The 16,251-nt window shown below is 64.0% G+C and carries 9 protein-coding genes and 1 pseudogene; 3 read left to right on the forward strand and 7 right to left on the reverse strand.

Translation table 11 applies throughout. The features are described 5' to 3' along the window. The 4 genes and pseudogenes from ABWP09_RS03460 to ABWP09_RS03475 form a co-directional block, all read right to left on the reverse strand. Positions 1-1,036 (reverse strand): annotated as a pseudogene (locus tag ABWP09_RS03460) (IS3 family transposase); the annotation flags it as partial. A 60-nt stretch (positions 1,037-1,096) separates the two neighbouring features. Next, positions 1,097-1,309, reverse strand: coding sequence for a hypothetical protein (locus tag ABWP09_RS03465; RefSeq protein ID WP_353203769.1), 213 nt, complete (start codon positions 1,307-1,309; stop codon positions 1,097-1,099). After that, positions 1,306-2,199 (reverse strand): hypothetical protein, encoded by an 894-nt coding sequence (locus ABWP09_RS03470; RefSeq protein ID WP_353203770.1) that lies wholly within the window; start codon positions 2,197-2,199, stop codon positions 1,306-1,308. Before ABWP09_RS03470 ends, ABWP09_RS03465 begins: the two co-directional genes overlap by 4 nt. 110 nt (positions 2,200-2,309) lie before the next feature. Next, positions 2,310-3,605, reverse strand: a complete 1,296-nt coding sequence (locus ABWP09_RS03475; protein ID WP_353203771.1) for a dicarboxylate/amino acid:cation symporter — start codon at positions 3,603-3,605, stop codon at positions 2,310-2,312. 135 nt (positions 3,606-3,740) lie between these two features. On the opposite strand from ABWP09_RS03475, the gene ABWP09_RS03480 reads away from it, so the two are divergent. Next, complete coding sequence (locus ABWP09_RS03480) at positions 3,741-7,049, forward strand: amidohydrolase family protein (protein WP_353203772.1); 3,309 nt, start codon at positions 3,741-3,743, stop codon at positions 7,047-7,049. 123 nt (positions 7,050-7,172) lie between these two features. Then, positions 7,173-9,362 (forward strand): catalase/peroxidase HPI, encoded by a 2,190-nt coding sequence (gene katG / locus ABWP09_RS03485; RefSeq protein WP_353203773.1) that lies wholly within the window; start codon positions 7,173-7,175, stop codon positions 9,360-9,362. A gap of 72 nt (positions 9,363-9,434) precedes the next feature. On the opposite strand, the gene ABWP09_RS03490 is transcribed toward katG, so the two are convergent. Next, positions 9,435-11,798, reverse strand: a complete 2,364-nt coding sequence (locus ABWP09_RS03490) for a TonB-dependent receptor (protein WP_353203774.1) — start codon at positions 11,796-11,798, stop codon at positions 9,435-9,437. A gap of 123 nt (positions 11,799-11,921) precedes the next feature. Here ABWP09_RS03490 and ABWP09_RS03495 point away from each other — a divergent pair, with 123 nt between their 5' ends. Next, positions 11,922-12,587, forward strand: a complete 666-nt coding sequence (locus ABWP09_RS03495) for a TetR/AcrR family transcriptional regulator (protein WP_353203775.1) — start codon at positions 11,922-11,924, stop codon at positions 12,585-12,587. A gap of 121 nt (positions 12,588-12,708) precedes the next feature. On the opposite strand, the gene ABWP09_RS03500 is transcribed toward ABWP09_RS03495, so the two are convergent. Then, positions 12,709-15,066 carry a thiamine pyrophosphate-binding protein gene (locus tag ABWP09_RS03500; protein ID WP_502959750.1) on the reverse strand — a complete coding sequence of 786 codons (2,358 nt, stop codon included), beginning with the start codon at positions 15,064-15,066 and terminating at the stop codon, positions 12,709-12,711. Between the two features lie 60 nt (positions 15,067-15,126). After that, positions 15,127-16,188, reverse strand: a complete 1,062-nt coding sequence (locus tag ABWP09_RS03505; protein ID WP_353203777.1) for a LysR family transcriptional regulator — start codon at positions 16,186-16,188, stop codon at positions 15,127-15,129. Positions 16,189-16,251 lie beyond the last annotated feature (63 nt).

A 16,251-nucleotide genomic window follows, 5' to 3' on the forward strand; every position in this document is an offset into this window, starting at 1 on the left:
TAATGACGCCGCCACGCTTCGATCAGCACCCGAGCCTCGGCGAGGCTGTAGAAGATTTCGCCGTTGAGGAGTTCGTCGCGCAGCGACCCGTTGAAGCTCTCGTTATAGCCGTTCTCCCATGGCGAGCCCGGCGCGATATAGAGGGTCGTGACACCGATCTGAGCGAGCCATTTCTGGACCGCCGTTGCGATAAATTCGCTGCCATTGTCAGACCTAATATTCGCCGGCGGACCGCGCGCAATGAACAGGTCAGCCAGAGCTGCCAGCACATCCTCATGTTTGAGCTGACGCGCGACGATCAGCGCCAGGCATTCCCGGCTGGCCTCGTCGATGATCGTCAGGATGCGGAACTTGCGACCATCGTGGGTCCGCCCTTCCACAAAGTCGTAGGCCCAGACATGGCCCGGATATTCCGGACGCAGCCGGATACACGAGCCATCGTTCAGCCAGAGCCGACCGCGCTTGGGCTGCTTTTGCGGTACTTTCAGACCCTCACGCCGCCAGATGCGCTCGACGCGCTTGCGGTTCACCGCCCATCCCGCCGAACGCAGCAGTGCCGTCACCCGGCGATAGCCATAGCGACCATATTGCTTGGCCAAGGCGATGATGTCCTCGGTCAGCGCCTGTTCGTCGTCCGCCCCACGCGGCACCTTGCGCTGCGTCGATCGATGTTGTCCGAGCACGCGGCATATCCGCCGTTCGGACGCCGGCAGCACCTGCTGCACATGATCGATACACCGACGCCGTCGCGCGGGGCTCAGAAGTTTCCCCGTGCAGCCTCCTGCAGGATTAGCTTGTCGAGCGTCAGATCCGAGACCGCGCGCCTTAGCCGGAGGTTCTCCTTCTCGAGATCCTTCATCCGCCGCGCCTGGTCGGTCTTCAGTCCTCCATATTCCTTGCGCCACCGGTAACAAGTCTGCTCGCTGACAGCGATCCGCCGACACGCCTCAGCGGTCGACGCACCCTGCGCCAGCACGATCTCCGCCTCTCGCAGCTTGCCGATGATCTCTTCTGGCCTGTGCTTCTTGAACGGCATTCACAATCTCCTTCGTGATCCAAAATAACAGATATTTTGGACCACTCAGAAGGGGGCAGATCACAGATCATCGATTTCGTCGAAGGTCAGCAGCCCCGATTCGATCAGCAGATGATTGTCGAAACGCCCGCGCGAGCTGGCAATCGAATCGGTGCTGTCGAGCGCATTGATCGCGGCGGGTTCATCACGCGTCGGATCGAGATTGGAAAGCAACGCGCGAAACCAAGTATTGCCCGATTTGGGGTAGGACGTCAGCCAGATAGTGGGCCTCACCCGCGCGATTCCGCCAGTTCGGCCGCGGGTGTGAGACCGATTTCGGCCCAATGCGCCTCCAGACGGGCAATAGTTTCGTCCATCGTGCTAAAGCGCAGCGGGCGCGTGAGCGTAAAGATCCCGGCGGCATGGGCGATCGCCGCGCCGACCTGAAAATAGGCTTGCCGCTGCCCCATGCGCCGCACCAGCATCGGCCGATAGGCATTGGCGATCAGCAACTGCGATGCATCGACCAGATTGGGGCGATCGATCCCCGGCTCGCGCGGGGGACGGTCCTCGGCCAGCATATAGACCGCGCCGACCGGCATCGCCGCCGCGCTTGCCAGCCCCGGCTCGACATAGAATTTCTCCATACGGTCGCGCATTGCCTCACCCTTGCGCTCCGCCAGCGCGAGCGCGTCGATCGAGCGGGTCCAGAGTTTGAGGAAGCGGCCGTCGGGGTGGACGATCGGCATGCCGCTGTCATCAAGCGTGATCGCGGCCTGATCATCGGTCACCAGCGGATAGCCACGCGACCCGAGCGCGGCCGCCATTGTCGATTTGCCCGCGCCCGAGGCGCCACAGAACAGCACGGCCTTGCCGTTCACCGCGATCGCGCTGGCGTGGAGCACGATATGATTGCGCTGATGCAGCAGGATGCCGAAGACGTTGCCCGCCAGAAAAATCGCAATGTCCTGATCGCCGATATCGGCGCTGCGGGAAAACCCGATGCTGTACCCGCCTTCGAGCAGGAAACGCCCGATCGACGGAATCTCCAGCAGGAACCGGTCGGCACTGCGCTGCCAGTTCGGGCCGGTTACGCTCACATCGTCGAGCGCTTCGGGAACCTCGATCGCGCGGATCGTCACGTCGGGTGTTGTCACAGCGTCGAGCGGGATGAGCCCCGGCAAGCAAAGCTCGCTGTGCACCGTGAGGCCGGGCACTCTATAGCAATGCACCCGCGCAGAACCCCTTCTCGCCCTGATCGCGTCTATGCAGATCGACCCGCCGTTTCAAGCAGTCACGCGCGCAACGTTCGGTCAAGGCGCGCGGTATCGAGCTTGCCCTCCCAGCGCGCGACGACGATCGCCGCGACCGCATTGCCGATGAAATTGGTGAGGCTGCGACACTCGCTCATGAAACGATCGACGCCGAGGATCAGCGCCATTCCGGCGACCGGCACCGACGGCACGATCGACAGTGTCGCCGCCAGCGTGATGAACCCCGCCCCCGTCACCCCCGCAGCGCCCTTCGAACTCAGCATCGCAACGCCGACCAGCAAGAGCTGATCACCGATCGAGAGATGCACGCCGCACGCCTGCGCGATGAACAAGGACGCCAGCGTCATATAGATGTTGGTGCCATCGAGGTTGAACGAATAGCCGGTGGGCACGACCAGCCCGACGATGCCGCGGTCGCACCCCGCCGCCTCGAGCTTGGTCATCAGATTGGGCAGCGCCGCCTCGGACGAGGACGTGCCGAGCACCAGCAGCAATTCGGCCTTGAGATAGACGAGCAGCCGCAGGATCGAGAAACCGTGAAGACGCGCAACCGTGCCAAGGATGACCAGCACGAAGACGATCGAGGTCACATAGAAGGTCAGTACCAGTCCGCCGAGGCTGACCAGGCTCCCCGCGCCATATTTGCCGACGGTGAAGGCAATCGCGCCGAACGCGCCGATCGGGGCCGCACGCATCAGCAGACCGACGATGCGGAAGACGATCAGGGCGAGCCGTTCGATCAGATCGAGCACCGGATCCGCCGGTTTGCCGACCAGAGCGAGCGCAATGCCGAACAGGATCGCGACGAACAAGGTCTGCAGGATCGACCCGTCGGTCAGCGCCGACACCATCGTGTTGGGGATAATCGCCATCAGGAAGCCGACCACCGTCGTCGCATGCGCCTGCTGCGCATAATCGGCGACCGCGCCGGCATCGAGCGTCGCCGGATCGACATGCATCGCCGCGCCGGGCTGCACGATATTGCCGACGACCAAGCCGAGGATCAAAGCGAGCGTCGAGAAAAAGAGAAAATAGCCAAACGCCTTCGCCGCGACGCGCCCGACGGTGCGCAATTCGCGCATCCCCGCGATCCCACTGACCAACGTCAGGAAGATGACGGGGGCGATCACCATCTTGACCAGCTTGATGAAGCCGTCGCCGAGCGGCTTCAGCGCGGCCCCCGTCTCGGGCCAGAAATGCCCGACCAGCGCGCCGAGCACGATCGCCGTCAGCACCTGCGCGTAAAGGTGCGTGTAGAAGGGCGCGGGCTTGCCCGGAATGGAGGTCGGGGCCGTCGGCGCGGGTGGGATTGTCATGACCCGGTTCTAAGCGAGCTTCACGGCGTTGCCACCCCCAGTCGTGATCAACACCTAATGCCGGTTGCAGGAAGCAGATCGCCCGCATATCAAAGGTGTAACAGGATCACCAACGATCCGGGGGCAGGAGTTTCGATGCGCAACGATGTGACGGCGGTGATCGCCGGGCTGATGATGGCCACCCCGCTTTCGGCCCAGACCACGCCGACCTCCGCCTCCGCCCCTGCCCCGACCGCGACTCCAGCACCGGCCAAAGCGCCCAAGTGGAACGTCAACGCGCCCCCCGGCATGACGACACGCCAAGTGCCGATAGCGGTCAGCGAGGGAAGCTGGATGAACCTGGATGTATCGCGCGACGGCACGATGCTGACGTTCGATCTGCTCGGCGACATCTACACCATGCCGATTGCCGGCGGCACGCCGACGCGGATCGCCGAGGGGCTCGCCTATGAACAGCAACCGCGCTTCTCGCCCGATGGCAAGCGCATCGCCTTCGTGTCGGATCGCGGTGGCGGCGACAATATCTGGCTGATGAACGTCGACGGCAGCGACAAGCGCCAGTTGACCAAGGAAGACTTCCGCCTGCTCAACCAGCCGAGCTGGAGCCCCGCCGGCCGCTTCATCGTCGCCAAGAAGCATTTCACCACGGCACGCTCGCTCGGCACGGGCGAAGTGTGGCTCTACCACGTCTCGGGCGGCGGCGGCGTGCAATTGGTCAAGCGCGCGAGCGAGGAATTGCAGAAGGAGCTCGGCGAGCCGATCTACGCTGCCGATGGCAAGAGCGTGTTCTTTACGCGCAACGTGACGCCCGGCCCGATCTTCGAATATGCGCAGAACTCGTACACCGACCTGTTCGACATCGAACGCTATGACATGGTGACGGGCGAGACGAGCACCGCCGTGTCGGGCGCGGGCGGATCGGTCCGCCCGACCCCCTCGCCCGATGGCAAGCGCATCGCCTTTGTCCGGCGCGAGGCGGGCAAGTCGAAGCTCTACGTCAAAGATCTCGACAGCGGGGTCGAACGCAAGATCTACGACACGCTCGATCAGGATGTGCAGGAAACCTGGGCGGTCACCGGCGTCTATCCCAACATGGCGTGGACGCCCGACAGTGGATCGGTCGTGTTCTGGGCGGGCGGGCATATCCAGCGCGCGAAAGCCGACGGATCGGGCGCGAGCCTCATCCCGTTCGCGGTCAACGACACGCGCGTGGTGATCGACGCGATCCACCCGACCGTCACGGTCGCGCCCGATCGCTTCGCGACCAAAATGCCGCGCTGGGCGAGCATGTCGCCGAATGGACAAAGCGTGCTGTTCGAGACGCTGGGCAAACTCTGGATCAAGCCCGCCGCCGGTGGCGCTGCACGGCGGTTGGTCAGCGGTGACGAGGCCGAGATGCAGCTGTGGCCGAACTGGTCGCGCGACGGGCGTTCGGTGGTGTTCGTCGGCTGGACCGATGCGGGGCTGGGCAAGGTCCGCACCGTTGCGGCCGGCGGTGGCGCGGCCAAGGATGTGACCGCCAAGCCGGGGCATTACAGCAATCCGCGCTTTGCGCCCGATGGCCGCAGCATCGTCTTTGAAAGCGGCCGCGGCGGCGGCTTGACCGCAGCGCGCGGCAGCGAAAATCCCGGCATCTACCGGATCGCCGCGACCGGCGGCACCGCCACGCGCATCACCAAAGGCGGCAGCGAACCGCAATTCGGCGCAGATGGCGAGCGGGTATTCTTCCTCGCGTCCGAGAAGAATAAGCGGCAGCTCGTCAGTACCGACCTCAACGGGCAGGCGCGACGCGTCCACGCCTCGGGCGAACTGATCAACGATTATCAGGTCTCGCCCGATGGCCGCTACGTGGCACTGCGGCAGAATTACGAAGCGTTCGTGATGCCGCTGCTGCCCGGAACGCAGGATGTCGCGGTCGATATCAAGAAGGGCGCTCTGCCCGTCACCCGCGCGAGCGGCGACGGCGCGGCGTTCATCGGCTGGTCGCATGATGGCGCGCAACTGCATTGGTCGCTCGGGCCGACCTTCTTCACGGTCCAGACCGAGGCGCTGTTCCGCGCCGCGCCCGCCGATGACGATGCGCCCAAGTTCGTCGCGCCCAAGACGGGCATCTCGCTGTCAATGGACATCACAGCCGACAAGCCGACCGGCACCGTCGCGCTTACTGGCGCACGGATCGTTACCATGGCCGATGCGCAAGGCGGCATCATCGAGGACGGCGTCATCGTCATCCGCGGCGACCGCATCGTCGCGATCGGGCCGAAGGCGTCCACCCCGATCCCGGTGGGTACCAAGACCGTCGATGTCGCGGGCAAGACGATAATCCCCGGGCTGGTCGATGCGCACGCGCACGGGCCGCAAGGCGATGACGATCTGATCCCGCAGCAGAATTGGTCGGCGATGCTCAACCTCGCCATGGGCACGACGACGATTCACGATCCGTCGGCGAGCGCGTCCGAAATCTTCGTCGCGTCGGAGCTGCAGCGTGCGGGCAAGATCATTGCGCCGCGCACCTTCTCGACCGGAGAGATCATCTACGGTGCCAAATCGCCCGATGTCTATGCCGAGATCGATACCTTCGAGGATGCGCTGTCGGACGTGCGGCGTTTGAAGGCCGAGGGTGCAAATAGCGTCAAGAATTACAACCAGCCGCGCCGCGAACAGCGGCAAATGGTCGTGGCGGCGGCACAGCGCGAAAATATGGAGGTCGTACCCGAGGGCGGCTCGCTCTTTGCGATGGACATCAGCCTGATCCAGGACGGCAATGCCACGCTCGAGCACAACATGCCGCTCACCGTCTTCTACAAGGACGTGGTTGATCTGTGGGCGCAGACCAAGACCAATTATACGCCGACGCTGGTGGTCACCTATGGTGGTCTGGCGGGCGATCCCTATTGGCGGCAGCATATGGATGTGTGGAAGCACCCGATCGTCTCGCGCTACGAACCACCCGCGCAATTGCTCGCGCAGAATGGCCGCCGCACGATGGCGCCCGAGGATGCGTTCGTCGATGACGAGAGCGCGCGCGAGGCGGGCAAGCTCGCCGCGCGCGGGGTGCAAGTGTCGATCGGTGCGCATGGCCAGCAACCTGGCCTGGGCGCGCATTGGGAAATGTGGTCGTTCGTGCGCGGCGGGTGGAGCCCGATTCAGGCCCTGCGCGCTGGCACGATCATGCCCGCGACCTCGCTCGGCTATGCCAAGGACATCGGGTCGCTTGAGATCGGCAAGCTCGCCGATCTCGTCGTGCTCGATGCCGACCCGACGGTCGATATCCGCAACAGCGACAAGATCCATCGTGTGATGCTGGGCGGGCGGCTCTACGATCCGCTGACGATGGACGAGGTCGTCACGGGCACGCGCAAGAGCGCGCCCTTGTGGTGGAACGGCAGCGGCGTTGGCGCTGGCGCGATGCCAAGCACCGAGAGCGCGACCGGGGGGGATTAAGCAACACGACCGTGACGTTGAAAGGGTCGTTTCGATCAGTCTCAGGAATTTAAGTGATTGGACAGATCAATCACTGCGCCCCATCGTCTGGGCAGAGAATTAAACCAGCCGATGGAGAGCAGCATGAACGTCGAAGCCAAATGCCCGGTGGGCGCAGGTCGCGTGGATGGCAATGCCGTCCTGTTCGAGATGACCAACCGCTTGTGGTGGCCAAACCAGCTCGATCTGACGGTGCTTCATCAGAATGCGCCCGAGGCCGACCCGATGGAGCCGGATTTCGATTACGCTGCTGAATTTCAGAGCCTCGATCTGGCCGCAGTCAAGGCCGACATTGTTGCGCTGATGACCGAATCGCAGGATTGGTGGCCAGCAGATTATGGCCATTATGGTCCGCTCTTCATCCGCATGGCGTGGCACAGTGCGGGAACCTATCGCATTGGGGACGGCCGCGGTGGCGCAGGCGCCGGTCAACAGCGCTTCGCGCCGCTCAACAGCTGGCCCGACAATGCCAATCTCGACAAGGCGCGGCTGCTGCTGTGGCCGATCAAGCAGAAGTACGGGCGCAAGCTGTCCTGGGCCGATATGATGGTGCTGGCGGGCAATTGCGCGATCGAATCGATGGGCGGCGAAACCGCCGGTTTCGCTGGCGGCCGCGTCGATGTGTGGGAGCCTGCGACCGACGTGAATTGGGGTCCGGAGCGCGAATGGCTTGGCGGCGACAAGCGCTATTCGGGCGAGCGCGATCTCGCCAACCCGCTGGCCGCAGTCCAGATGGGACTAATCTATGTTAATCCGGAAGGCCCGGACGGCAATCCCGACCCGCTGCTCTCCGCGCGCGACATTCGCGAGACCTTTGCGCGAATGGCGATGAATGACGAAGAGACCGTCGCTCTGATCGCGGGCGGCCACACCTTCGGCAAGACGCATGGTGCCGGCGTACCCGACGATTATGTTGGCCCCGAACCCGAAGGCGCACCGATCGAGCAGCTCGGCCTCGGCTGGAAGAACAGCCTTGGCAGCGGTAACGGCGTCAATACGATCAGCAGCGGCCTTGAAGGTGCCTGGACGCAGGAGCCGACCAAGTGGACCAATTTGTATTTCAAGAATCTGTTCGAATTCGACTGGGAGCTGACGCGCAGCCCCGGCGGAGCGCAGCAGTGGACCCCGATCAATCCCGAAGCGCAAGGCACCGTGCCCGACGCGCATGATCCGTCCAAGCGCCACGCGCCGATGATGCTGACCACCGATCTCGCGCTGCGCTTCGACCCGGCGTATGAGAAGGTTTCGCGCCATTTCTACGAAAACCCGCAGGCGCTGGCCAAGGCCTTTGCCGAAGCGTGGTACAAGCTGACGCACCGCGACATGGGGCCGCATACGCGGCTGCTGGGGCCAGAAGTCCCGGCCGAGCCACGCTTGTGGCAGGATCCGGTCCCCGCAGTCGATCACCCGCTGATCGACGCAGCCGACATTACCGCGTTGAAGACGAAAATCCTCGACTCTGGCCTGTCGATCGGTCGACTGGTCGCGACGGCCTGGGCGTCGGCGTCGACCTATCGCGGCACCGACATGCGCGGCGGTGCCAATGGCGCACGCATTCGCCTCGCCCCGCAAAAGGATTGGGCGGTCAACGAACCCGCCGAACTGGCGACGACGCTCGCCAAGCTCGAGGAAATCCGGTCGGGCTTCGGCAAGCCGGTGTCGCTCGCCGACCTGATCGTGCTCGGCGGCTGTGCGGCGGTCGAGGCGGCGGCGAAGGCGGCAGGTCATACTGTGACCGTGCCGTTCAAGCCGGGCCGCACCGACGCCTCGCAAGCGCAGACCGACGCGGACTCGTTCGCGCCGCTCGAACCCAAGGTCGATGGCTTCCGCAACTTCAAGAGCGGCGATCAGCCGTGGTCGGCCGAAGAGTTGCTGGTCGATCGCGCACACCTGCTGACGCTCACCGCGCCGGAAATGACGGTGCTGGTCGGTGGCTTGCGCGTCCTCGGGGCCAATGTCGGTGGATCGACTCACGGCGTCTTCACCGATCGTCCGGGCACGCTGACCAACGACTTCTTCGCAAACCTGCTCAAGAGCAGCATCGCGATGAAGTGGGAGCCATCGGAGGGCGAAGACGTCTTCATCGCGCGCGACCGCAAGACCGGTGCGCAAGCGTGGACGGCGACGCGCGTCGACCTGATCTTCGGGTCGAACTCGCAACTCCGCGCGCTGGCCGAGGCCTATGCGACCGACGATGCGAAGGACGCGTTCGTCCGCGCGTTCATCGCGGCCTGGACCAAGGTGATGAACGCAGACCGGTTCGATCTGGCCTGATCGCGTCGTAGAGCGACACAAAAACGGGCGCTTGCCACTGGCAAGCGCCCGTTTTCTTTTGTGCCCGGCCGATCAGAATTTGGCGGTGATCGTCCCGAAAATCTGCCGCGGATTGCCGTAAAAGGCGGTGGCAATGCCTTCCTTGCCCAGCGTCGCGACATAGGGTCCGTTGGGCACCGGCACGTTCAGCGCATTGATCGGGTTCCCCGCCAGATCGGTGCGGATGTATTGGTAGCCCGCCGTCTTGTAGATCTTGTTGGTGATGTTCTTGGCGTGGACGCCGATCGAATAGCGCCCGCCGCGCCCGAAGCTGTAGGTCAAATTCGCATCCCACAGCGCATAGCCCGGCTGGTCGAGGAACGGGCTCGCCGTTTCGAACTGGTGCGTCAGGCTGCGATACGACAGCGTGGTGTTGGCGTTGACCTTACCCGCCCCGACCGGAATGGTGCCGGCGAGCGTCGAGGACAGCGTCCAGTCAGGCGTGTTCTGGAACACGCGGACATTGGCCACATCGACACCGGTCGGCCCGATAAAGGTCTTATACTTCGCGCTGATATAGCCAAGCGTCCCCGACAGCGAGACATTCGACCCCGGACCGGCAAAGCCACGCGCGAGCACGCCCGTCGTCTCAAGTTCGACGCCCTTGATCGTCGCCTTGGCAGCGTTGGTGGTGATGCCGCAGAACGACTGCACCCCACCGATCACGCAGCCGACCGAGCCCGGCACCTGCACATCGCTATAATCGGAATAGAAGCCGTCGAGCGCGATGTTTAGCCGCTTGTCGAACAGCGAGCCCTTATAGCCGATTTCATAGCTTTTCACGACTTCGGGCTTGAACAGGAGATAGTTGTAAATGTCCTGATAGGTCCGCCCCGCCGCCGGATTGGCGATCGGCGAGGACGTTCCCGAACCGCGCGGATCGAACCCGCCGCCCTTAAAGCCTTCGGAATAGGACGCGTACAGCAAATGATCGGGCGTCGGCTTGAAGCTCAGCGAGGCGCGCGGCGTAAAGCGCTTGAAATTGGCGGTCCCGGTGAAATCGGTCGAAGGCGCGCCGAACGGAACCGGGGTCCCGCCGAATTCGGGGGTCAGGCCGAGATAGCTCACCTTGAAGATCGTCGAGCGACGCTCATCCCACGTATAGCGCCCACCGAGCGACAGGCTGAGCTGCGGAATGAAATCATAGGTGAAATCGGCGAAGATTGAGCTCGTCTCGGTGCGGACGTCGCCCTTGGTATAAGCGTTGAAGTTCGCGAAGGTCGTCGACAGCAACACGTCGAAACCGGTCGACGCCTTGGCCCCCAGATAATAGAAACCGACGAGCCCGTTCAGTTTGTCGCTCTTATAGGCGAACTGGAATTCCTGGCTGGTCTGTTCGTTGCGATAGACCGCCGGCACGTCGACATCGGTCGCGGGCAGCGCGTCGAAATCGATCGGGGTAAACGAGCGATCCTTGCGAAACGCGCTGATGCTCTTGAAGGTGATCGCATCGGACAATTGCGCGGTGGCGACGAGCGACAGGCCACCGGCCTGGATGTTCTGCTTCGGGTTGTTGAGCCCGGCGCGCGTGTCGAACGCATTGGCCTGCACCGGGGTGTTGCTAAGCAAGCTGGTGATCAACCGCGATCCGTTGCGCGCGTTCGATTTGTCCTCGGTATAATCGCCAGTCAGGCGCAGCGTCATGCGATCATCGGGCGAGGCGAATTCGATCGTGCCGCGCCCGGCCCAGACATCCTTGTTATAATTGTCGCTGTTGAGGTTGGTGTTGCGCCCGAAGCCGCCGCGCGTCAGCCGCGCGCCCGACACGCCGACCTTGAACAGGCTGCCGATCGGCGTCGACAGGCTGACAATGCCATCGGCCTGGTTGAACGACCCATAGCTTCCCTTGAAGCTCGCCTCGGGCCCGTCGGCGAGGTGCTTGGTGACATATTTCACCGCGCCGCCGATCGTGTTGCGGCCGTAGAGCGTGCCCTGCGGCCCGCGCAGCACTTCGATCCGCTCAACTTCGTACACGTCGAGCACCGCCGCCTGCGGGCGGTTGAGATAAACGTCATCGAGATAGATGCCGATGCCGGCTTCGAACCCGGGAACCGGATCCTGCTGGCCGACGCCGCGAATGAAGGCGGCGAGCGTCGAATTGGTACCACGCGCATTTTTCAGCGTGGTGTTGGGGGTTACATTCTGCAAATCGGTCAGATCGACCACGCCGGTCTGCTCGAGGCGCGCAGCGGAGAACGCGGTTGCCGCGATCGGCACGTTGAGCAGGGTTTCCTCGCGGCGGCGCGCGGTCACGACGATATCGCCGTCCGCCCCATCCTGCTGCTGCGCGGCCGGAGCCTCGGCCGGTGCGGCCTGGGCAAACACCGGAACAGCGGTAAAGGCGACAAAAGCGGCGCTTGCATGGAGCAGCGCGCGCGCGGAAATCAGGCGTGTCATCGGTCTTCCCCTCCTGTGGCGCCTCCACAGCGGCCCCGGTATCATCCGGGTTGTGCGCCAGTCGCAGTCGCTATACTGAAACCTGAACCATGTTTCAACTTGGGAAATAGGAGGGCGTCGTAAATGGCGGTAGAAAGTGTCCCGAATGCCACAGCGCCCGCGCTGGAGGAGAGCATATCGGCAGCCAGCGCGGGCAAGGCCCCGCGTACCGAGCGCGGGCGCCGCACGCTGCGTACGATTCTCGATGCGGCGGCAATCGAATTTGGCGAGCGCGGCTTTCACGAGGCGTCGGTCAGCGGCATCACACGCCGCGCCGGCGTCGCGCTGGGGAGTTTCTACACCTATTTTGATTCGAAGGATGCGGTGTTCCGCGCATTGGTGCGCGACATGTCGGATCAGGTGCGCGACCGTGTCGCACCCGCAATCCGCGCCGCGCCCGATCAGATCGCGGCGGAACGAGCGGGCCTAAGCGAGTTCATCGCCTTCGTGCGTGGCCATAAGGAAATTTACCGGATCATCGACGAAGCCGAGTTCGTCGATCCCGAATCGTTCAAGCTCCACTATGCGACCACCGCGGATCGCATCGCCACGCGATTGAAGGCGGCGGCTGTGCGCGGCGAAGTGCGCGGCGACGTGTCCGAGGTTCACGCCTGGGCGATCATGGGGATGAACGTGTTTCTGGGACTACGCTTTGGGGTGTGGGGGCAGGACATGGCGCCGGATGACGTCGCGGATGTGGTCGCGGATTTTCTCGCGCGGGGATTGTCGGCGGAGGCGCGCTCGGGCTGACCCCACCCCCTTCCCGTTCGCCCTGAGCCTGTCGAAGGGCTGCTCTCCTCTTGAGCGGGGTGGAAGGAGGAGAGCAGGGCTTCGACAGGCTCAGCCCGAACGGGTTCGGGGGCACGTTACTTTACTTCCCCAAGCACAGCTCGGCCACCGCATCGACGATTGCGTTCGCATCAAGCCGGTAGCTGCGAAACAGGTCGGGCACGTCGCCGGTCTGTCCGAACCGGTCGATCCCGAGCGGGCTGACGCGCATCCCGCGCACGCCGCCGAGCCAGGACAGCGTCGACGGCGCGCCATCGATGATCGTGACGAGCTTCGCATCCGACGAAAGCTGCGCCAGCAACTGCTCGGCATGGCTTGGGACGCTTGCGCCGGTCCAGCGCCCGGCGTGCCGCGCCGACCAGCCGCGATGCAGCAGATCTGGCGAGGTCACCATCAACAGCCCGAGACCCGGCACGTCGTCGGCAAGCAGCGCTGCCGCTTCCAGCACTTCGGGTGTAATCGCCCCGGTGAAGACGATCGCGAGGTCGGCCGCCCCGCTTGGTGCCTTCAGCCAATAGCCGCCGCGCAGGGCATCGTCCTGCCAGCCAGTGTCGGCGCGCGCGATCTGCGTCAGCGTCCGCGTCGTCAGCCGCAGATAGACCGATCCGCCATCGTCCGCCTGCATATGGCGGAACGCCCAGCCCATGATCAGCGCGAGCTCATCGGCAAAAGCGGGTTCGAAATAGGTGAGGCCGGGCTGGCCGATGCCGATCAGCGGCGAATTGATCGACTGATGCGCCCCGCCCTCCGGCCCCAAGGTCAGCCCGGACGGTGTCGCCACCAGCAGGAAGCGCGCATCCTGATAGCAAGCGTAATTGAGCGCATCGAGCCCGCGCGCGATGAACGGATCGTAGACCGTGCCGATCGGCATCAGCCGGGTGCCGAACAGCGGCGCGGCAAGGCCCAAAGCCGCGAGCATCAGGAACAGATTGTTCTCGGCAATGCCCAATTCGATATGCTGGCCGGCATGATGCGCCGCCCATTTCTGCGCGGTCGGGATGCGCGCGGCGGAGAACACGTCCTTCAATTCCTGCCGCCGGAACAGCCCGCGCTGATTGACGAACGCGCCGAGATTGGTCGACACCGTCACATCGGGCGAGGTCGTGACGATCCGGTCGGCGAGCGCCCGACCCTTCGCATCCCCCGACTTGGCGAGATCGAGCAGGATTCGCCCGAATGCAGCCTGCGTCGACAGCTCCGCGCCATCGGGCACGGGGATTTGATCAGGCACCGGCACCGGCGCGGCGGGTGCAAGCGCACGCGCCTGGGCGAGCGCGCTGGCCTCGACCACCGCGCGTGCAGAGGCCGCCGCATTGGCGCCGAGCCCGCCATAAGGGGCCCATTCCTCGCCGTCAGCGATGCCGAGATCGCCGCGCAATTGTTCGATCTGGCCGGGGTTCATCAGCCCCGAATGATTGTCCTTATGCCCGGCAAAGGGCAGGCCATAGCCCTTGACGGTATATGCGATGAACAGCGTTGGCTTGTCATCGTCGCAGCGCGCGAAGGCCTCGAGCAAGGTCGCGATGCAATGCCCGCCAAGGTTGGTCATCAGCGCAGCGAGCGCGGTGTCGTCACGCTCGGCGATCAGCGCCAGCGTTTCGGGAAAGGCCGCAAGATCGGCGGTCAACCGCGTCCGCCACGCCGCCCCGCCTTGATAGGTGAGCGCGGCGAATTCGGCATTGGGGCATTCGTCGATCCAATCGGCGATCGCGTGCCCGCCGGGCCGCGCGAACACCGCGCGCTGCGTCTTGCCGTGCTTCAGCGTCTCGACGCGCCACCCGCAGGTCTCGAAGATATCGTCGAAACGGCGGAACATCCGGTCGGCGGTCGTGCTGTCGAGCGACTGGCGATTGTAATCGACGATCCACCAGCAATTGCGAATGTCATGCTTATACGCCTCGATCAGGCATTCGTAGATATTGCCCTCGTCGAGCTCGGCATCGCCGATCAGCGCAATCATCCGGCCGGCATCGCGCTCGGCCATTTCGCCATGCGCGATTAGATAATCCTGGATCAGCGAAGCAAACGCCGTGATCGCAACGCCGAGGCCGACCGAGCCAGTCGAAAAATCGACCGGAATCGAATCCTTGGTGCGGCTGGGATAGCTTTGCGCGCCGCCGAAGCCGCGATAGCGCTGCAACGCGTCGAGCGATTGCTGCCCGAGCATATAGTGAATCGCGTGCAGCACCGGCCCGGCATGCGGCTTCACCGCGACCTTGTCCTGCGGGCGCAGCGCGCCGAAATAGAGCGCGGTCATGATCGCGGTGATCGATGCGCAGCTCGCCTGATGCCCACCGACCTTCAAGCCATCGCGGCTGTCCCGCAAATGATTGGCGTTGTGGATCGTCCACGAGGACAGCCAGCGCAGCCGCGTTTCGATCGTTTCGAGCACGGCGATCATCGCCGGATCAGTGCCGCGGGCGGACGAAGTTACGGTCATATCCATGGGTGCCATGCTAGCCGATCGGCACGCTCACGCGATACCAATCTTGGCATACACTTATGCCGCGTCGGCGGAATCACCCTGGCGTGCGGCGAAATGTGCGATCAGCCAGCTGCGCACCAGGCTGATCGTCGGATCGGCGAGATCGTCGGCGCGCAGTTTGAGATAATAGCCGAACCCGTCATTGATGACGGTGTCATACGGCACGACCAGCCGACCGGCGGCGATTTCGGCAGCAAACATGTCGATATCGGCGAGCGCAACGCCGTCCGAATGCATCGCATAGCTGACCGCGAGCGCATTCGAATCGAAGGCGAGACCGCGATCGGCATCGAGCGCGATCCGGCACTGATTGGCATAGGTGCTCCACAACAGCCCGCGCGGCTGATCCTCCAGCTTGACGTGGAGCAGATCATTATCGGCGAGGAAGGCTTCGAGCGTCTTGCCCGCGTGCCGCGCGGCGGTCTGCGGCGAGCTGACTGGGGCCACACGGACCATCCACAGCAAATCGGTCACGCGGTCATCGATATTGGGGCGGTCGAACACGATCGCCATGTCGGTCTCGTTGCTCGGCAAGCCAACCGCGCCCGAGCTCGAAATGTCGATGCGGATTTCGGGATGTTCGGCGCGGAACGCGCGGATCATCGGCATCACGACCTGTTGCAGCAAGGTCGGCGGGATGTGGATGCGGATCGGGCGGTTGGCATTGGGGTTGGCGCAAATCGCGTTCATCGTCTGCTCAAGCCGGTCGAACGATTTGCTCACCTCGGGCAGCAACGCCTTGCCCGCCGCGGTCAGCACCAGCGTCTGGCCCGAGCGATCGAACAATTTGTGCCCCAACAGTTCTTCCAGGCTGATGACATGCCGGCTCACCGCGCTTTGGCTGACGTTGAGCGCTTGCGCGCCCGCCGTGAAGCTCAGCCGCTGCCCGACCGCGTCGAACGCGCGCAGCGCGTTGAGCGGTAGCCAGCGCCGATTGACCGGTGACGTGCGTGCGATGGAAATCCCCTCCGGTGCCCGGGCGTTATGCCCAAATTCGATACCAAGCGCGTTTTTTGGGCAGATGCAACGCCGCGCCGCCCGTCGGCGCGCGCCTTTCAGGTTTTTGCATGTCGCCATGCACAAATGCGATTTCAGCTGCGGCCCATGCCCATGCCACTGACTGTCGCTTGGCAGGCGGAG

This window comes from Sphingomonas sp. (assembly GCF_040398505.1).
Classification (GTDB): Bacteria; Pseudomonadota; Alphaproteobacteria; order Sphingomonadales; family Sphingomonadaceae; genus Sphingomonas.